Source organism: Acidocella aquatica, from assembly GCF_030160635.1.
Lineage (GTDB): Bacteria > Pseudomonadota > Alphaproteobacteria > Acetobacterales > Acetobacteraceae > Acidocella > Acidocella aquatica.
This window is the reverse complement of the sequence record NZ_BSOS01000007.1, coordinates 237,234-255,905: the sequence shown is the minus strand read 5'-3', so window position 1 is coordinate 255,905 and position 18,672 is coordinate 237,234. Positions and strand designations below refer to the sequence as shown.

Sequence of the window (18,672 nt, the reverse complement as noted above, 5' to 3'; positions counted from 1 at the left end):
AACCAGTTTTGCTTTTGGTTGATAAAAATAAAGAGTTGCTCTCGCCGGGGGCTTCAGCCCCGGCGATATTTGTCGAGGTAGCGCTGCATTTCGCTGAGCATAAACTTTGAGGACTCGTCGGCACGTTCTTCCCACGCGAACACGCAGGATGACAAAACACCGTCGAAACCGATCTCGGCCAGCGTATTGAAGAAGACGTCCCAGTCGATCTCGCCCTGGCCGATATCGAGATGCTGATGCACCCGCACCTGTGCGCCCGGGGGGTTTACGATATAGCGTAAACCAGATGACGCTTTATGGTTGAATGTGTCCGCAACCCGCACATGCGCCAGCCAAGGGGCCGCGCGGCGCAGCATCGCCGCCATGTCTTCGCCATAGTAAAATGTATGAGGCGAAATGTATGATATTTTAATTTGTGGCGATCCGATCATGCGAACAATGTCAAGCGCTTGATTGAAGTCCTCGATCCAATCCTCGGGGTGAGGTTCGATGGATAAAACTAATTTTTCACGTTCGAAGATGGGCACGAGTTCATCCATGGAACGCCAGAACGCAGCTTCACATAATTCAGGATTGTTGACGCCGGGCGCATGGTTTTGCGTCCGATCAGGCGACGCGCCGCGGCCAAACTCCGAGATCATTGTGTCGCAGCCAAGTTCCAGGGAGACCTCGATGGCTTTTTTCCAATATCGGATTGCCGCCTGCCGTTCGTCTTCGAAGGGGCTGGACCAGCGATACATCGGCTGAAGCGTGGCGAGTTCAACGCTGTTCTCTTTCATTGCGCGCTTAAACTCCGTTATCCGTTCAGGATAGGCACGTGGCATCACCCACCAATCCAGAAGATCGCATCGCGGGGACAGCTCGATGTATCGGTATCCGAGATCGGCGGTCTTGCGCGCAATTTCCGGCAGGCTGAGGTGGCGGTGCATGTATGGGTCAAGCGCAATTTTCATCGTCGTTTCCTAATTTTGTGCCGCACCAGATAAAAATCTGGCGGTTCACCTGTGCGATTGAATTGAGTTTAGGGATGGAAGGGCGCATTTGCAGTTGCTATTTTGACGATAAATCGTCAAAATAATGCGTGCTGGCGGGTGAGGGGCGTTTTGATGCCGGGTATTATGACCCGCCAGAGAACATCCGCCACCGGGGCGGTTCAAAGCGCAAGAGATCAAAAGGTTGAGGCGCTGATTATCAATATCGGAGGAGGGGGCCGGGTGGAAACGTCGTCACGGCGCAAAAAGACGGCTCGATTTACAGATATTGCAGCATTGGCCGGCGTAAGCCCGTCAACCGTCGATCGGGTGCTCAATGAGCGTGGCAGTGTGTCTTCCCGTGCGCGCGCCAACGTGGTGGCCGCGGCGAAGGAGCTTGCAATTCCGCGCGTTCTGCCGGAGGTGGGGCATGGGTTGATCCATTTGGATATCCTTTTGCCCGATAACGGAACGCCGTTTTTTCGCAGGCTTAATCAGGCGCTGCAGCGCGCAATTCCGTTGCTGAACAAGCGCATTGTTGTGCACCGGAAAATTTTGCCTGAGCAGGATGAAGCCGCGATGATTAGAGCGGTGTTGCGGTGCCCCTATCCGCGGCAAGGTCTGATTATAGCAGCACCGGACACAATTGCGATGCGGTGCGCGTTGCAAGAAGTATTGGCGCGCGGCGAGCATGTTGCCATGGTCGTAACCAATGTCGCGGAACTTGCGCAGGCGCGCTATGTTGGTATTGATAACTATGCGGCGGGGCGAACCGCCGGCTATCTGCTCGGGCGTTTCTGCCACAAACCTGGACGCGTTCTTTTGTTGTCCGGCCGCGCGGATTATCGCGGGCATCTTGAACGCGTTACTGGTTGTACTGACATCATGGGCGAGGCCTTTGCGCATTTGCGCTGCGAGCATCTGCCGGGCCAAACCAGCGACGATTCAGACAGGTGCTATATGGCCGTTAGCGAGGCATTTAAACATGGCGAGCGTATTGCCGGCATTTATAACACGGGCGGCGGCTCTCCAGGGATTGAGGCCGCGCTGCGGCGATTTGCCGATCACGGCAAGGTGTGCTGGGTGGCACATGAACTCTCCGATGATCACCAGGAATATCTGCGTCTGGGGATTCTGGATCTGGTTATTGACCAGGACCCTGATGGCCAAGCGACCATGGCGCTGCAACATGTGTTGATGGCGCTTGGAATGTCGGAGTCATCCGCAAGTGGCGTTGGGCCAGGCGAGTTCCGGCTTTACCTGCCGGAAAACATGCGGGGAGAAAATTATATGGCGCTCTGAAAAGTAGCGCAGGGATGTTACACGATTATTGCTTCTCCATTATTTGGTGGCGTGCGGCTCGTGAGCCGGGCGCTTCCCCGCAACCCGTGCGACAATGAGAACGGTTTGATGCTTCAAATCCCAAGCGCGTTTTTTATGCCATCCAGCGCCAAAAATCCCATGGCATCGCGCGTCTCCACAGTGGCGCTGCCGATATGCGGCAGCAGCACGGCGTTCTCCAGCTCAAGATATCCGGGATGAATATTGGGCTCGTTATTATAGACATCCAGACCTGCCGCCAGCACTTGGCCGGAGCGAAGTGCCGCGATCAGCGCCTGGTCATCCACGCTGCTCCCCCGCCCGGTGTTCACCACCACGGCGCCAGGCTTCAACATCCCGATCCGCTCGGCGTTCAGCCAATGCAAGGTTTCATCTCCGCCCGGTGCGTTGATCGAGAGAAAGTCGAGCGCGCCTAGAAAGCTTGAGTCATTTCCATGATATATCGACCCACATTCCAGTTCGGGTGGCAGGCGGTTGCGGTTGCGGTAATGTATCTGCATCTCCAACCCCCTGGCCATGCCGGCCAGCTCGCGGCCGATGCGCCCCATACCAAAAATGCCCAGAACTTTCCCGGTCACGCCGCGGCCCAGATGAAATGTCGGTGAAAGCCCCCGCCATTTCCCCGCGCGGAGCAACCGCTCGCCTTCACCGGCGCGGCGCGCGGCCATCAGCATCAGGGCCAATGCAAGTTCCGCCGTGGCCGTGCTGAGAACATCAGGTGTATTGCAAATTTTAATTCCCCGCGCCGCTGCGGCGGCCAGGTCAATATGTTCGAGCCCGACGCTATAGGTTGCGATTACTTTTATGCTTGCGGGAAGTTGCACGATCAGCGCGGCGTCGAATTTATCGGCAGGTGTGCATAAAATTGCATCCACCCCGTCGAGGTTTTCCAGCAACATTGCCGGGTTGAACGCCCCTTCCAGATCAAGCTGCCGAACTTCGTGCTCGCTCGCCGCGCGCATCGCCACGGCGGGTGGTGTTTTGCGGGTGATCAACAGCATTTTATGCCTCCCTGTCAGTGAAACCACCATAATCAGGTTGAACCACAGGGCCAAGCCTTGAGGCGTTGAACCAACGCCGGAGTGCTGCCGGAGGAACTAAAAGTTACGCTTTTGGGATGATCTGTTAAAGGAGATGGTCAGGCGATCGCCCGGGCGTGCGTGTCTGCCAAAGTGGAGAGCGTGCGCGGGTTGGCGTCTGGCTGAATTTCCTGGCGATGGTCGATCACCATGTAGCCGCGGCCCCAATTGGTTTCGATAAAATCCTCAACGCCCATCGCCTGGAGCTTCTTGCGGATTTTGCAGATGAAGACGTCGATGATCTTCGGGTTTGGTTCGTCCAGCCCGCCGTAAAGATGATCCAGAATGGCCTCCTTGCTCAGGACCACGCCTTTGCGCAAGGCCAGAATTTCGGCGATCTGATATTCTTTTTTTGTCAACGTGACGGGCTTGCCTTTCGCGTAGATTTTTTTCGCGTTCATGTTGATTTCAACAGAACCGATGCGCAGGGCATTTTCCTGGAAGCCACGGCTGCGGCGGATGAGGTTTTGCACTTTCATGAAAATTTCCTCATGTGAGAGGGCGTCGACGATCAGGTCATCCGCCCCGGCCTGCAGCACGCGCAGCCGCGCTGCCTCGTTCATGGTGCGGGCGACAGCCACGATTGGCGCGCGGAGCCGTGCCAGGCGGAGTTTACGCACAATATCCAAATCACCCAGGCGCTCTTCCGACAGGCGGAGCAGAACCGCATCGTAATCGTAGAATTTCACCAAATCGAGGGCTTCCTCAGGGTCATTCGTTTCATCGACGATAGCGAGGCGGGAGCGCAGAAATGCGGTCAGTAAGTCTTTTTTATTGGATACAGTCTCAAAAGATAGTATTTTCATTTAAACCTCCAGGCATTGAGGCAGAGATACAACTACAGGAAGTATTCGTCAATAAATTTGTTTAACCTTCGCGTGAAACGTGTTAAAATTAAGAATTTATAAACAAAACCAGCCCGCTCGGAGTCGTCGCGGGTGGATGCCGGAATCGCCGCAGGCCGTAAAAATGGCGAAAAAGCGCCAGATTTTGGAAAAGATGCCGGTGATGGCGCCAGCCCCGGTATTCGCCGGTTTGGTTTGGCCCGGATACGAAAACGGCGCCCTGGAGGGGGCGCCGTTGGGGAAATTCAGGCTGATCCGCCCTCGGGAAATTAAATTATTTTGATTTTAGCAGATCGCGTATTTCGCCAAGCAGGGTTTCAGTCGGCGAGGGAGCGGGAGCGGCTGGCGCTGGAGCAGGGGTTTTGTAGAGTTTGGAGATCAGCCGCACCATCCAGAAGATCGCGAAGGCGACAATGAGGAAGTTGATGACGGCGTTGAGGAAAATGCCGTAGTTGATGGTGACGTCGCCGGCCTTTTGGGCTTCCGCCAGAGTGGCGGCGGGGGCGCCCTTGAGGATGATGAACAGGTTGGAGAAATCCACGCCGCCGGTCGCCAGGCCGATAAAGGGGGTGATGATGTCCTTCACCAGGCTGCCGACGATGCCGGTGAAGGCCGCGCCGATCACCACGCCGACGGCCAGATCGACGACGTTGCCGCGCATGACGAAGGCTTTGAAATCATCGACCCAACCGGGTTTTTTAAGGGGTAGTTTTGTTTTTAGTAGATCGGACATGCAATTCCTCCGTGCGCGGGTAAACTCGGTACGGCTCCACCATAAAAGAAGGGGCGCGGGGACGCCAGATGTTTCGTTTTGGTGGTTATTGGGATGGTTGTTGCCCGGCGCGGGGATGCTCTGGCACAAGGGGAGATTGTTTGGAGGGCGAGATGCGCAACAGATTCATTTTATTGGGCTTGCTGCTGGCACTGACGGGTTGCGGCTCGGGTACGGGCCGGCTTACCGGCACCACGGCCGGGGGGGCGGCGACTGGGGCTGCCATCGGCCTGGTCGGCGGACCGATTGGCGTGGTTGTGGGGGCGGGCATCGGCGCTGGGATAGGGGCGATGAGCGCCAGCAACACCACACCGAAACAGGTGGATCTGGGCAATGCGCCCTGGGATAGAAGTGGGCAATAATGCGCGGGGCTGGCGGGGCGGCCGCGCAGGCAAACATACGCCCTGCTTCCCTCGCCTGAGATATGTGCTAAACGCCGGGTCCCATGCGTCAATTTCTGGACTTTGAAAAACCCGTCGCCGAACTCGAGAGCAAGATCGAGGAACTGCGGCGAATGACCCAGCCCGGCGAGATTAATATCGCCGATGAGGTGGCGCGGCTTTCCGCCAAGGCGGACAGCCAGCTTAAATCCATCTATGCGCGGCTGACCCCCTGGCAGAAAACCCAGGTGGCGCGCCATGCGGAGCGGCCGAAGGCAGCTTCGGTGATCGCGGCGCTGATTACCGAGTTCACCCCCCTGGCCGGCGACCGCGCGTTTGCCGACGATGCGGCGATTATCGGCGGCATGGGCCGGTTCCGCGATCAGGCGGTGATGGTGATCGGCACCGAAAAGGGCACCGACACCGAAAGCCGGATCAAGCATAATTTTGGCATGGCCAAGCCGGACGGCTACCGCAAGGCGCGCCGGTTGATGGAGCTGGCCGGGCGGTTCAACCTGCCGATTCTCACCTTTGTTGATACCTCGGGCGCGTTCCCCGGCATCGAGGCCGAGGCGCGGGGGCAGGCGGAAGCGATTGCGCGCGGGATTGAGGGCTGTTTGAGCGCCCCGGTGCCGCTGGTGGCGACGATTATCGGCGAGGGCGGCTCGGGCGGCGCAATCGCGCTGGCGGCGGGCAATGCGGTGCTGATGTTCGAGCATGCGATTTATTCGGTGATTTCGCCGGAGGGCTGTGCCTCCATCCTGTGGCGCGATGCCGCGCAGGCGCCGGTGGCGGCCGAGGCCATGCGCATCACCGCGCAGGATTTGAAGAAACTGGGGCTGATCGACGAGATCGTGCATGAGCCTCTGGGCGGCGCCCACCGGGACCCGGAGGCGGCGCTGGCGGCGCTTGGCGATGCCATTGCGCAGCAGCTGGCCCCGCTGAAAGGTCTTACACCGGAGTCGTTGAAGGCCCGCCGCCGCGATAAATTTTTAGCGATGGGTAAGCTGGGGCTTTAGGCCCTGCCTGCATACCGCCCGGTCGCCAGGCTGAGCCAGGTAACCAGCCCGAAGGCGGCGCCGATGATGCCGGTGGTGGCGTTGTAGTTGACCACCGCGGCGATGCCGATGCCCAGGGCGAGCACCGCGGGGGTGCGTTTGCCCAGGAAAAACGCCGCCAGCCCGAGCGCCAGGGCGGCCCAGCCGAAGCCCTGGTAATATTGCAGGGTGAGCACGGCATGGCGCGGGACGCAGATGGGAGGCGCGTTGGCGGCGGCGCACATGCCCACTGTGGCGCGGGGCGCAATGGCCAGCAGGCGGAAGGCGAAGGCGCCGCCGCCCAGGATTGCCACCATCCAGAGGCCCATCCAGTCCCCGGCTGACCAGCGAAAGCTTTTGCTCATAAGACACTCACCTGTTTTAACATCGGCGGCGTGGTTGCTCTCTGGCCTTTGGGGCCGTATTGCTGCGCCGCATAACGCCTAACCCATACATGGTACATGACACGCCCCACCAGCCCGACGGCCGCAAAAAGTTTTCAGGATATCATCCTCACCCTGCATGGCTTCTGGGCCAGGCAGGGCTGCGTGATTCTGCAACCCTATGACGTGGAGATGGGGGCGGGAACCTTCCACCCCGCCACCACATTGCGCGCTTTGGGGCCAAAACCCTGGCGGGCGGCCTATGTGCAGCCCTCGCGGCGGCCCTCCGACGGGCGGTATGGCGAGAATCCGAACCGCTTGCAGCATTATTACCAGTATCAGGTGATCGTGAAGCCGAGTCCCGCTGACGCGCAGGAGCTGCTGCTGGCGAGCTACGATGCCATCGGCATCGACCGCGCCAAGCATGATATCCGCTTTGTGGAGGACGACTGGGAAAGCCCGACGCTGGGCGCCTGGGGCCTGGGCTGGGAGGTGTGGTGCGACGGCATGGAGGTCGGGCAGTTCACCTATTTCCAGCAGGTTGGCGGCATCGCGGTGGATTTGCCGAGTTTTGAGATGACCTACGGGCTGGAGCGCCTGGCGATGTATGTGCAGGGGGTCGAGAATGTTTATGACCTCGACTTCAACGGTGCGGGCGTGAGCTATGGCGATGTGTTCCTGCGGGCGGAGAAGGAGTTTTCCGCGCATAATTTTGAGTTCGCCAACACCGACATGCTGATCCGCCATTTTGCCGATGCCGAGGCGGAATGCGCGGCGCTGGTGGGTCACAAGCTGGCCTTGCCGGCGTATGACCAGTGCATCAAGGCCAGCCATCTGTTCAATCTGCTGGATGCGCGCGGGGTGATCTCGGTGGCGGAACGCGCCTCGTATATCGGGCGGGTAAGGGCGCTGGCGAAGGCCTGCGCCGAGACCTGGGTTGCCGGGGAGACCGCGTGATGGCTGAGTTTTTTCTGGAACTTTTCTCCGAGGAGATCCCGGCGCGGATGCAAAAAGCCGCCGCGCAGGAGTTGCGCAATATTTGCGTGAATATTTTCGGAGAACTCGCACCCAGCCATATTCGCGGCTTTTATGGTCCCCGCCGGATTGTACTTGCCGCCTCCATTGCCAGCGAAAAGCCTGGCGGGGTGGTGGAAGCCCGTGGCCCGCGCGACAGCGCACCGGAAGCAGCCCTTCAGGGGTTTCTTGGCAAACACGGCGCGAAGCGTGAAGATGTGGTGGCCGAGGGGGGTTATTTTGTGCTTCGGCGCATGATGCCCGCCGTGAGCGCCGCGCAGCTGCTGCGGGAGGCTTTGCCCGGAGAGCTGGCCAAATTCTCCTGGCCCAAATCCATGCGCTGGGGCCAGGGGGGAGTCTTCACCTGGGTGCGCCCGCTGCGCCGGATTGTCTGCCTGCTTGATGGCGAGGTGATCCCCATCACCCTCGGCCCCGTGACCGCGAGCAACGAGACCGAAGGCCACCGCATCCACGGCCCCGGCCCCATCGCCGTGTCTTCCTTTGAAGTCTGGGAAGAAAAGCTGCGTGAACACAAGGTCATCGTTGACCAGGACGAGCGCCGCAAAGCCATCGCCGACGGCCTGGCCGCCAAGGCGGCCGAGCTTGGCCTCACAGTGGCGCCGGACGAAAACCTGCTCGATGAGGTCAACGGGCTGGTGGAATGGCCAGTGCCGCTGATCGGGAAAATCGGCGCCGAATTCATGGACCTGCCGCCGGAAGTGCGGGAACTCTCGATGAAGGTGAACCAGAAATATTTCGCCCTGCGCGATGCGGCGGGCAACCCGGCGCCGTATTTCGCCTTTGTTGCGAATCTGGAGGCAACGGATGGCGGTGTGGCGATTGTTTCAGGCAATGAGCGGGTGCTGCGGGCGCGGCTGGCCGATGCGCGGCATTTCTGGGATCTGGACCTGAAGACGCCGCTGAATGAGCTGCTGCCCAAGCTGGAGAAGATCACTTTTCACGCCAAAATCGGCACGCAGCGGCAGCGCGCGGAGCGGATTGGCGCGCTGGCGGCGAAAATTGCCGATGCGCTCAATGCTGATGGCACTGAGAGTGAGCAAGCGCGTTGGGCTGGGGTGTTATGCAAGGCGGATCTCGTCACCGGCATGGTCGGCGAGTTCCCCGAGCTGCAAGGCATCATGGGCGGCTACTATGCGGAGCGCAGCTATCGCGGCTGGAATGGCAAAATCGTCGGCCCGGCGATAAAAACCCACTACCAGCCGAAAGGGCCGTCGGACGCAGTGCCCACCGGCACCGTCGCCATTGCCGTCGCCTTGGCTGACAAACTCGATACACTGACAAATTTCTTCCGCATCGGTGAAAAACCCACTGGCTCGGGCGACCCCTATGCGCTGCGACGCTGTGCGCTCGGTGTCATCCGCATCATTCTGGAAAACGGCCTGCGCCTTCCGCTCAAACCGCTGTTGGGCGGCGATGAGAGCCTGTTTGACTTCATCATCGAACGCCTGCGCGTAAAACTGCGCGGCGAGGGCAAGCGTTTTGATGTTCTCGACGCCGTGTTGGCGGCCGGCGTTGATGATGATCTCGTCCGCCTGATGAAGCGCGTCGAGGCGCTGGGCGGGTTGCTCGGCACCGAGGACGGCAAAAACCTGCACGCCGCCTATAAACGCGCCGCCAATATCCTCAAGATCGAGGATGCCAAGGACGGCCCGCACACCGCTGAACTGGTGCTGGGGGTTTTGCCGCTGCCGGAGGAGCAACAACTGTGCGATGCCCTGCCTTATATCGAGGCGGAGACGCTGAGCGCGTTCCGGCAGGAGAATTTCGGGCTTGCGGTGGCGGGGCTGGCCAGCCTGAGGACCACGATCGACGCGTTTTTCGACAAGGTGACGGTGAACGACCCGGAGCCGGAATTACGCCGGAATCGTTTGCGGTTGCTCGCCCGCTTCCGGGATACGGTTAACATCATTGCTGATTTTTCTAGAATTGAAGGTTGAGGGAGTAAAATTATGACCAAATGGGTTTATAACTTTGGCGCCGGCGTTAACGACGGCAATGCCACCCTGCGCAACCTGCTTGGCGGCAAGGGTGCCAATTTGGCCGAAATGGCGAGCATTGATCTGCCCGTGCCCCCCGGCTTCACCATCACCACCGAGGTGTGCACCGCCTATTACGACAATAACGAGACCTACCCCGCCGATCTGCAGGGCCAGGTGGAAACCGCGCTGGCGCGGATTGAGGCCGCCGTGGGCCGGAAGTTTGGCGACAAGGAGAAGCCGTTGCTGGTTTCCGTGCGCTCAGGCGCGCGTGTTTCCATGCCGGGGATGATGGATACCGTGCTCAACCTCGGTCTCAACGATGTGACCGTGCAGGGCCTGGCTGAGGGCTCCGGCGACCCGCGTTTCGCCTGGGATTCCTACCGCCGCTTCATCCAGATGTATGGCTCGGTCGTGCTCAACGTCGACCATCACCGCTTCGAGGAAATCATCGAGCAGGCCAAGTTGGACGCCGATGTGATCGAGGATACCGCGCTGACGCCCGAGCACTGGCAGCAGGTGGTGGAAGGCTACAAGGCGATGGTCGCCGAGGAGATCGGCCGGCCCTTCCCGCAGGACCCGCAGGACCAGCTCTGGGGCGCCATCGGCGCCGTGTTCGGCTCGTGGATGAACCCGCGCGCCAATGTCTACCGCCGTTTGCACGACATTCCGGCGAGCTGGGGCACCGCTGTGAACGTGCAGGCGATGGTGTTCGGCAACATGGGCGAGGATTGCGCCACCGGCGTGTGCTTCACGCGTGACCCCTCAACCGGGCTGAACGAGTTCTACGGCGAATATCTGGTGAACGCGCAGGGCGAGGATGTGGTGGCCGGCATCCGCACGCCGCGCCCGCTCTCCCAGGCCTATGCCAAGCCGGGCGAGGTGAGCATGGAAGTGGCCCTGCCGGAAGCCTATGCCGAGCTGAACAAGGTCCGCGATGTGCTGGAGAAGCACTACAAGGACATGCAGGACATCGAGTTCACCGTGCAGCAGAACAAATTGTACATGCTGCAAACCCGCTCGGGTAAACGCTCCGCCGCCGCCTCGCTGCGCATTGCGGTGGAGATGGCGGAAAGCGGGTTGATCGACAAGAACACGGCGATCATGCGCGTCAACCCGGCCTCGCTGGACCAGCTGCTGCACCCGACGCTGGACCCCAAGGCGACGCCGAAACTCTTCGCCAGGGGCCTGCCGGCCTCGCCGGGGGCGGCCTGCGGCGCGGTGGTGTTTTCGGCCGACGAGGCGGAAATGCGCGCGCAGAAGGGCGAGTCGGTGATTTTGGTGCGCATCGAGACCAGCCCGGAAGATATTCACGGCATGCACGCGGCGCGCGGCATTTTGACCACGCGCGGCGGCATGACCAGCCACGCGGCGGTGGTGGCGCGCGGCATGGGGCGGCCCTGCGTCGCCGGGGCTGGCAGTATTTCGGTTGATTACGGCGCGCAGACGCTCTCCGCCGCTGGCGTTGTCATCCGCGCGGGCGATATCCTGACCATTGATGGCGCCACCGGCGAGGTTTTCGCCGGTACGGTGAAAATGATCGAGCCGCAGCTCTCCGGCGAGTTCGGCACGCTGATGGGCTGGGCGGACGAGGTGCGCCGCCTGAAGGTGCGCACCAATGCGGAAACCCCGCTGGATGCCGACACCGCGCGCAAGTTCGGCGCCGAGGGTATCGGCCTGTGCCGTACCGAGCATATGTTCTTCGACCCCGCGCGCATTTCCGCCGTGCGCCAGATGATCATGGCCAAGGACGAAGCCGGGCGCCGCACCGCGCTGGCCAAGCTGCTGCCCTTCCAGCGCAACGATTTCGTGGCGTTGTTCAAGATCATGGAAGGCCTGCCGGTCACCATCCGCCTGCTTGACCCGCCGCTGCACGAATTTTTGCCGCATGGCGAGGCGGAACTCGCCGAAGTGGCGCAGGCGCTCGGCATGGACGCCGCGGAGATCAAGGCGCGGGCGGAAGAACTCTCCGAGACCAACCCGATGCTGGGCCATCGCGGCTGCCGGCTTGGGGTGTCCTACCCGGAGATTTATGAGATGCAGGCCCGCGCGATTTTTGAGGCGGCGATCGAGGTTGCCAAGACCGCCAAGGCGCCGGTGCCCGAGATCATGATCCCGCTGGTGGGCGTGAAGCGTGAGCTGGACATCACCCGCGCGCAGATCGAGAAGGTCGCGAAAGAGGTGTTCGCCGAGACCGGCAAGAGCGTTGAATACTCGATCGGCACCATGATCGAGCTGCCGCGCGCCGCCCTGACCGCCGATGCCATCGCCGAGGCGGCGGATTTCTTCTCCTTTGGCACCAACGATCTGACGCAGACGGTGTTCGGCCTCTCGCGCGATGACGCGGGCAAGTTCCTGCCGCATTATGTGGAGCAGGGCATTCTGCCGAAGGATCCGTTCGTCTCCATCGACGTTGATGGCGTCGGCGCGCTGGTGCGCATTGCCGCCGAGAAGGGCCGCAAGACCAAGCCCGGCATCAAGCTTGGCATCTGCGGCGAGCATGGCGGCGACCCGGCTTCCATCGCGTTCTGTGAGTCGGTTGGGCTGGATTATGTCTCCTGCTCGCCCTACCGCGTGCCGGTGGCCCGCCTGGCGGCGGCGCAGGCGGCGATTGAACGCACGGAAACGCATTTCCGCGATAAGTAAACGCGCAAGCCATCCAGGGGCAGCCCCCTGGATGAGCGGCGGGTTTATGCGAATTTAAGGATTAAAAACCCGCCGACGATGCCGAGCGCGACCAGGCCGGTGACGAAGCCGAGACGTTTTTCAATGAACGCCTGCGCGGGTTCGCCGAATTTGCGGAGCAGCACGGCCTCAAGGAAGAAGCGCGCGCCGCGGGTGACCAGGCTGGCGAACATGAACAGCGGGAAGTTGAACGCGGCGGCCCCGGCGGCGATGGTGACGATTTTATAAGGGATCGGGGTGAGGCCTTTGATGAGGATCACCCATAGCCCGTATTGCGCGAATTTCTGCTGGAAGGCGGTAAACGCCGCCTCGTAATGGTAGAAATGGATGATCGGCTGCGCCAGCTTGGCGAGCAGGAAGAAGCCGATGGTGTAGCCCAGCGCGCCGCCGAGGACGCTGCCCAGCGTGGCGATGAGCGCGAACCAGAAGGCCTTGCGCGGCTGCGCCAGGGCGAGGGGGATCAGCAGCGTGTCGGGCGGGATGGGAAAGAAGCTGGCCTCGGCGAAGGCGATGGCGAACAGCCAGAAGGGGGCGGCGGGGCGTTCGGCCAGGGCGATCACATGGTCATAGGTTTTACGGAGCATGGTGCCCGCTCTGCCACAAGGCGCGCAGGCGGGCAAATGACAACTTGGTTGGTTATACCGGCAGTGTCACCCGCACGCGCAGGCCGCCGCTGGGCAGGTTGTGGAGCACGATATCCCCGCCATGGGCGTGGAAGATATTGCGCGCGATGGACAGGCCGAGGCCCGAGCCGCCGGTCTCGCGGTTGCGGCTGGTCTCCAGCCGGCGGAAGGGTTCGAACGCGGTTTCCATATCCGCCGGAGCAATGCCTGGGCCGTTGTCTTCGATGTCGATCTGGGCGCGGTCCCTCGGCGTTTGGCGCAGGGTGATGCGTGCCGCGCCGCCATATTTAAGGGCATTGCCGATAAGGTTGGTGAAGGCGCGTTTCAGCCCCAGGGGGCGGGCGTTGATGGTGAGGTGTGACGGTCCGGTGAAGGTCAGTGCTCCGGCAAGCGGCGGGTTGCCGTCGGCGGCTTCGTCGAGGATGGTGCGCAGCAGGGTGGCAAGGTCGATGCGGGTGAGCGGTTCGCTGGTGGTGATGTCGCGGCCGAAGGCCAGGGCCGCGGCGACCATGGCCTCCATCTCGTCCAGGTCGGCCAGCATTTTCTGCCGTTGCTCCTCATCCTCCATATATTCCGCGCGCAGCTTCAGCCGGGTGATGGGCGTGCGCAGGTCGTGGCCGATGGCGGTGAGGAGAAAGGTGCGGTCCTCGACGAAGCGGCGGATGCGCGCGGCCATGGTGTTGAAGGCAATGGCGGCGGTGACGATCTCCGATGGGCCGCGCTCAGGCAAAGCGGGGGCGTTCACCACGTCGCGTCCCAGCCGTTCGGCGGCCTGGGCGAGGGTGCGCACGGGGATCAGCAGCTTGCGCACCGCCCAGAAGATCATCGCCGCGCCGAGCAGGGTCATGACGATGAAGGCGGAGGCGAAGCCGGGTGAGCGCCAGGGTTTTGGCGGGGTGAGGGAAGAGGTGATGGTGAGCCACGCATTGGGCGATGGCCGGGAGAAAAATGGCGGGGGCGGCAGGCTGCCGGGTGGCGCTTCATCAGGCGGCGGCGGGGGCGGGATGTTGCTTTCGCCGGGGCCGGACATGCCAAAGCTGATGATGATGCGCATGGGAATGCCGGTGCCCTGCAGCAGCAGCCCGCGCGGGTGCAGCCGCATGGGGATGCCATAGGCGAAGATACTGGCGCGGATGATGTCGCGGGCCGCGAGCGGCAGGTCGTAGCTGTTCACCAGCACCGGCGGGCTGGCGCTGATGCTCAGCGTGTCGCCTTTGGGCAGCGCCTCCTTGGCCACGAGGGCGGGGCGCTCGGCCGGCGGCGCCATCGCGATGTGGCGGTAGATGATGACCGCGCGGGTGGCGAAGACCTGCTCCTGCTGGATGCGTTCCAGCTTGATCTGGTTGAGGGTATGGATGAGCAGGCCGAGCAGCTGGATGCAGGCGAAGCCTGCGAGCAGGATCAGGATCGTGCGGCTGGCCAGGCTTTTTGGCCAGATGAAAAGCTTCAACGCCGCTCCACGGGGGTGGAGAGCACATAGCCGCCGCCGCGCACGGTCTTGATGATCTGGGCGTGGCGGCCGTCATCCTCCAGCTTGCGGCGCAGGCGCGAGACGGCGACGTCGATCGCGCGGTCAAACGGGCCCGCCTGGCGGCCGCGCAGGAGGTCGAGCAGCATATCGCGCGTCAACACGCGGTTGGGGCGGTCGAGCAGGGCAACCAGCAGATCATATTCGCCGCCGGTGATCGCCACCTCGACGCCGGAGGGGTCGGAGAGGCGGCGGCGCGCGGTCTCCAGCGTCCAGCCGGAAAAATGGTAGCTCTGGGCGGCACTTTCAGGCGTGCGGTCCTCCGAATCGCCGGTGCGGCGGAGCACGGCGCGGATGCGCGCGAGCAGCTCGCGCGGGTTGAAGGGCTTGGTGACGTAATCGTCGGCGCCGAGTTCCAGGCCGACGATTCGGTCGGTCTCCTCGGCCATGGCGGTGAGCATGATGATGGGCACCTTGCCTTCGGCGCGCATCCAGCGGGCGAGGTCGAGCCCGCTCTCGCCGGGGAGCATCAGGTCCAGCACCACGAGCTGGAAATGCCCGTTGGCGAAGGCGCGGCGGGCCTCCTTGCCGTCGCGCGCGGTGGTCACGCGCAGGCGCTGGCGTTCCAGAAAGCGGGCGATCAGGTCGCGGATCTCACGGTCGTCATCCACGACCAGGATGTGGGGAAGCGTTTCCATGGCTGTTACAATAGGGCGTTTCCGCAGGGTTGTGCAGGGGATGTTGCAATTGGTGACAATCTTCCCAGGCGCGCGCCGGGGGTAAAAAAATACTTGCGCCGGGGCGCAATTGGCCCTATTTGCGCGTCACGCAGCAACGCACGTGCCTCTGCCGGTCTCCTTAGAGTGAATCGGTTACGCAACGACGTCAAGCGTTCTGGCAGCACTGCCGGGGAAACCCGGAAGTGGCTGGTTCGTTGGACCGTTTCGCAACCGCGCCCGCCGCCTTTATCAGGCGGGCCTTCATATGAAAGGTGACTGCGGTGAATCCCAAAATCGCATCATTTCTCGACTCTTCCGCCCTGGCCACGCCGTGCCTGGTGCTGGATCTGGACACCGTGGCGCGGAACTACGCCGCGTTGCGCGCCGCCTTGCCGGCGGCAAAGATTTATTATGCCGTGAAGGCCAATCCGGCGGTGGAGATTTTGCGCCTGCTCGTGGAGAAGGGCGCGTGCTTTGATGCCGCCAGCCTGCCGGAGATCGAGGCATGTCTGGCCGCGGGCGCGCGGGCGGAGGCGATCAGTTATGGCAATACCGTGAAAAAACCGGCCGCCATTGCCGCCGCGCATGCCCATGGGGTGCCGCTGTTTGCGTTCGATTCCATCGAAGAGCTGGAAAAAATTGCCCGCCATGCGCCGGGCGCGAAGGTTTATTGCCGGATCGCCGTGAACAATGTGGGCGCTGATTGGCCGCTCTCGAAGAAATTCGGCACCAGCATCGCGCGCGCGAAGGAGCTGATGCTGACAGCGCCGCGGCTGGGATTGCAGCCGCATGGGCTGTCGTTTCATGTCGGTAGCCAGCAGACCGGCACGCCCGCGTATGAGATGGCGATCGCCGAGGTGGCGCTGCTGTTCACCGACCTCAAGAACCACGGGCTGGAGCTGAAGATGCTCAACCTGGGCGGGGGATTCCCGGTGCGCTACCAGGATGATGTGCCCGAGACGGGCGTGTTTGGTCATGCCATCATGAACGCCATGACCGAGCATTTTGGCAACGACCTGCCCGATATGCTGATCGAGCCGGGGCGCGCCATTGTCGGCAATGCCGGGGTTGTGGTCTCAGAGGTGGTGCTGGTGTGCCAGCGCATGGAAGAGGATGAGCGGCGCTGGGTGTATCTGGATATCGGCCGTTTCGGCGGGCTGGCGGAGACCGAGGGCGAGGCGATCCGCTACCGCATTACCGCGGGCAGGGGCGCCAGCGGGCCGGTGGTTCTGGCCGGGCCGAGCTGCGATGGCGTGGACGTGATGTACGAGAAAACCCCCTATCGCCTGCCGCTGGACCTGAGCGCGGGGGAGCGTGTACTGATCCATGATACCGGGGCCTATGTGACGAGTTACGCCAGCCAGAGCTTTAATGGTTTTGCACCGCTGGCGGAGCATTACATCTAGGTCTTCATTATTCAGGGAGACGGCGATGCGAGAGATCAAGTTGAAGGCGGCGGATGGTTCGGGTGAGTTTTCGGCGTTTGTCTACGCGCCGCAAACGCAGGACACCTGCGGCGCGGTGGTGGTGATTCAGGAAATTTTCGGCGTCAACGATTCGCTGCGCGCGACCTGCCAGACCCTGGCGGATATGGGCTTTATCGCCATCGCGCCAGATTTGTTCTGGCGCCAGGAGGCTGGGGTCAACATATCCGACAAGAGCGATGCCGAATGGCAGAAGGCGTTTGCCCTGATGAACGGCTTCGACCAGGACAAGGGCGTTGAGGATTTGAAGGTGACGCTGGCGGCCGCGCGCCAGCTGCCGGGCGCCAACGGGATCGCCGGGACGCTGGGCTTCTGCCTTGGCGGACGTTTGGCGGTGATGATGGCCACCCGCTCCGACGCGGATGTGAACGTCTCCTACTACGGCGTGGGCATCGATAATCTGGTGCCCGAGTTTGATAAGATCGAGGCGCCGCTGATGCTGCATATCGCCGAGAGGGATGAATATGTGTCCCAGGAAGCGGTGGAGACCATTCTGGATGGCGCCGAGGAGAGCGAGTGGATTGATGCGTTCATCTACCCCGGTGTGCAACATGCCTTCGCGCGGGTTGGCGGCGTGCATTTTGATACGCGCGCCGCGGTGATCGCCAACGGCCGCACGGCGGAGCTTCTGGCCGAGCTGCTGGGGTAGCTTTGCGCCGCCGCGATCTTTGCTTAATGGCCGGCGTGGGGATGCTCACGCCGGCCATTGCTTTTGGCGATGCTGCCGCGGATGATTTCGCCGCCGGTTGCGTGCGCGCGATCCGTGGCCAGATGGCGGCGCTGCCTGATGGGCCGGTGCTGCTCAATAGCTATCTGGTCGAGACCGGGGCGGCGGATTTTGATCTGACGCAGGCTGCGGCGGCCTATGTGTATGACAACGCCCTGGCCGGGCTGTTGCTGCTCGCCGCCGGCGATAAGGACGGCGCGCGGCGGATCGGCGCGGCGCTGGAAATTGCCCAGGGGCATGACCCATTTTATAATGACGGCCGTTTGCGCAATGCCTACATGGCTGGGGCGGTGGCGGCACCCGCGAAGCTGCCCGGCTGGTGGGACGCACAGGCCGGGCGCTGGGCGGAAGACCCGTATCAGATCGGCAGCGAGAGCGGGCCGATGGCCTGGGCGATGTTGCTGTGGGCGGCGTTGGGGATGCGCGCGCCGGCCGATGCGGCGGGTGATTTTCTTGATGACCAGCTGCGCGCTGATGCGGGCTATTACGGCGGATTTTATGGTTTTGAGCCAAAACCGCTGAAACTGACCTGGCAGAGCACCGAGCAGAATACTGATTTGTATGCCGCCTTCAGCAGGCTTGGCCGCGCCGAGGATGCCGCGCAGGCAAAAAAATTCGTGACCGCGATGTGGGATGCGGGCTCAGGCCGTTTTGATGCCGGGACGGCGCCGGATGGCGCGGTCAATCATCTGGGGGCGGCGGATGCGGGTATCTGGCCATATCTGGCAGGGCTGGGCACGGCGGAGTCGGCGCTGACGGCGATCAAGGCATTGCGGCGCGGCGCGGGGATCGGGTTTTCCGATGCCAGTGCCAGCATCTGGCTGGAAGGCACGGCCTTTGCCGCGCTGGCATTGCGGCAGATGCGCGACCCGCTGGCAGCCATTTTTTTTGCGGCGCTGGCGCAAAATCTTTCACCGCAGGGGTATGTTTACGCCACCGTCGCGCCTGAGCTTGCCACCGGGCTGACCACTGGCCCGAGCCTGCAAAAGGGCGTGCCGGAACAGGCGTTCAATTATTTCCGCCGCCCCGCGTTGAGCACCACCGCCTGGGCGGGGCTGGCGGCGATGGGGATTAACCCGCTGGGGTGAGCGCGGCGGTTATGCCGGGGTTAGGGTAATATATGGTTAGGAATTACAGCCTAGAGAGG

17 protein-coding genes are annotated in these 18,672 nt (G+C 62.1%); 9 read left to right on the top strand and 8 right to left on the bottom strand.

Going from position 1 to position 18,672, the window contains the following annotated elements:
• Positions 1–53: 53 nt before the first annotated feature.
• The gene (locus tag QQJ84_RS03290) at positions 54–953 is read right to left on the bottom strand and encodes a sugar phosphate isomerase/epimerase family protein (RefSeq protein ID WP_284256547.1); all 900 of its coding nucleotides are present in this window, start codon (positions 951–953) and stop codon (positions 54–56) included.
• Between the two features lie 153 nt (positions 954–1,106).
• Here QQJ84_RS03290 and QQJ84_RS03285 point away from each other — a divergent pair, with 153 nt between their 5' ends.
• A complete protein-coding gene (locus QQJ84_RS03285) occupies positions 1,107–2,273 on the top strand; it encodes a LacI family DNA-binding transcriptional regulator (RefSeq protein ID WP_284256546.1) in 1,167 nt (388 codons plus the stop codon).
• A 113-nt stretch (positions 2,274–2,386) separates the two neighbouring features.
• Here QQJ84_RS03285 and QQJ84_RS03280 read toward each other — a convergent pair whose 3' ends face one another.
• The 3 genes from QQJ84_RS03280 to mscL all read right to left on the bottom strand — a co-directional run bounded on the left by QQJ84_RS03280 (position 2,387) and on the right by mscL (position 4,969).
• Positions 2,387–3,313: a 2-hydroxyacid dehydrogenase gene (locus QQJ84_RS03280; RefSeq protein ID WP_284256544.1), complete on the bottom strand. Its 927-nt coding sequence runs from the start codon at positions 3,311–3,313 to the stop codon at positions 2,387–2,389.
• A gap of 137 nt (positions 3,314–3,450) precedes the next feature.
• Positions 3,451–4,197, bottom strand: a complete 747-nt coding sequence (locus tag QQJ84_RS03275) for a response regulator transcription factor (protein ID WP_284256543.1) — start codon at positions 4,195–4,197, stop codon at positions 3,451–3,453.
• Positions 4,198–4,510: 313 nt separating this feature from the next.
• Positions 4,511–4,969 (bottom strand): large conductance mechanosensitive channel protein MscL, encoded by a 459-nt coding sequence (gene mscL / locus QQJ84_RS03270; protein ID WP_284256542.1) that lies wholly within the window; start codon positions 4,967–4,969, stop codon positions 4,511–4,513.
• A 152-nt stretch (positions 4,970–5,121) separates the two neighbouring features.
• On the opposite strand from mscL, the gene QQJ84_RS03265 reads away from it, so the two are divergent.
• Positions 5,122–5,370, top strand: coding sequence for a hypothetical protein (locus QQJ84_RS03265; protein WP_284256540.1), 249 nt, complete (start codon positions 5,122–5,124; stop codon positions 5,368–5,370).
• An 83-nt stretch (positions 5,371–5,453) separates the two neighbouring features.
• Entirely contained in the window at positions 5,454–6,407 is a 954-nt protein-coding gene (locus QQJ84_RS03260; protein ID WP_284256539.1) for an acetyl-CoA carboxylase carboxyltransferase subunit alpha, read from the top strand.
• On the opposite strand, the gene QQJ84_RS03255 is transcribed toward QQJ84_RS03260, so the two are convergent.
• Positions 6,404–6,790, bottom strand: a complete 387-nt coding sequence (locus tag QQJ84_RS03255; protein WP_284256538.1) for a hypothetical protein — start codon at positions 6,788–6,790, stop codon at positions 6,404–6,406. The genes QQJ84_RS03260 and QQJ84_RS03255 overlap by 4 nt on opposite strands.
• 96 nt (positions 6,791–6,886) lie before the next feature.
• Here QQJ84_RS03255 and QQJ84_RS03250 point away from each other — a divergent pair, with 96 nt between their 5' ends.
• Genes QQJ84_RS03250 through ppdK form a run of 3 tightly spaced genes read left to right on the top strand, consistent with a single transcriptional unit; the run spans position 6,887 to position 12,465 of the window.
• Positions 6,887–7,765, top strand: a complete 879-nt coding sequence (locus QQJ84_RS03250; protein WP_284256537.1) for a glycine--tRNA ligase subunit alpha — start codon at positions 6,887–6,889, stop codon at positions 7,763–7,765.
• Positions 7,765–9,780: a glycine--tRNA ligase subunit beta gene (gene glyS, locus QQJ84_RS03245; protein ID WP_284256536.1), complete on the top strand. Its 2,016-nt coding sequence runs from the start codon at positions 7,765–7,767 to the stop codon at positions 9,778–9,780. The genes QQJ84_RS03250 and glyS overlap by 1 nt, the downstream gene beginning before the upstream one ends.
• 12 nt (positions 9,781–9,792) lie before the next feature.
• Positions 9,793–12,465, top strand: a complete 2,673-nt coding sequence (gene ppdK / locus QQJ84_RS03240; RefSeq protein ID WP_284256535.1) for a pyruvate, phosphate dikinase — start codon at positions 9,793–9,795, stop codon at positions 12,463–12,465.
• 44 nt (positions 12,466–12,509) lie between these two features.
• Here the strand turns inward: ppdK and QQJ84_RS03235 are convergent, their stop codons facing one another.
• Genes QQJ84_RS03235 through QQJ84_RS03225 form a run of 3 tightly spaced genes read right to left on the bottom strand, consistent with a single transcriptional unit; the run spans position 12,510 to position 15,293 of the window.
• Positions 12,510–13,088 (bottom strand): YqaA family protein, encoded by a 579-nt coding sequence (locus QQJ84_RS03235; RefSeq protein WP_284256534.1) that lies wholly within the window; start codon positions 13,086–13,088, stop codon positions 12,510–12,512.
• 52 nt (positions 13,089–13,140) lie between these two features.
• Positions 13,141–14,577: an ATP-binding protein gene (locus tag QQJ84_RS03230; RefSeq protein WP_284256533.1), complete on the bottom strand. Its 1,437-nt coding sequence runs from the start codon at positions 14,575–14,577 to the stop codon at positions 13,141–13,143.
• A complete protein-coding gene (locus QQJ84_RS03225) occupies positions 14,574–15,293 on the bottom strand; it encodes a response regulator (RefSeq protein ID WP_284256532.1) in 720 nt (239 codons plus the stop codon). Before QQJ84_RS03225 ends, QQJ84_RS03230 begins: the two co-directional genes overlap by 4 nt.
• A gap of 302 nt (positions 15,294–15,595) precedes the next feature.
• On the opposite strand from QQJ84_RS03225, the gene QQJ84_RS03220 reads away from it, so the two are divergent.
• The 3 genes from QQJ84_RS03220 to QQJ84_RS03210 are packed head-to-tail and all read left to right on the top strand — an operon-like array spanning position 15,596 to position 18,613.
• A complete protein-coding gene (locus QQJ84_RS03220) occupies positions 15,596–16,720 on the top strand; it encodes a type III PLP-dependent enzyme (protein WP_284256531.1) in 1,125 nt (374 codons plus the stop codon).
• Positions 16,721–16,745: 25 nt separating this feature from the next.
• Entirely contained in the window at positions 16,746–17,447 is a 702-nt protein-coding gene (locus QQJ84_RS03215; protein ID WP_284256529.1) for a dienelactone hydrolase family protein, read from the top strand.
• A 41-nt stretch (positions 17,448–17,488) separates the two neighbouring features.
• The gene (locus tag QQJ84_RS03210; RefSeq protein WP_284256528.1) at positions 17,489–18,613 is read left to right on the top strand and encodes a hypothetical protein; all 1,125 of its coding nucleotides are present in this window, start codon (positions 17,489–17,491) and stop codon (positions 18,611–18,613) included.
• The last annotated feature ends 59 nt before the right edge of the window (positions 18,614–18,672 follow it).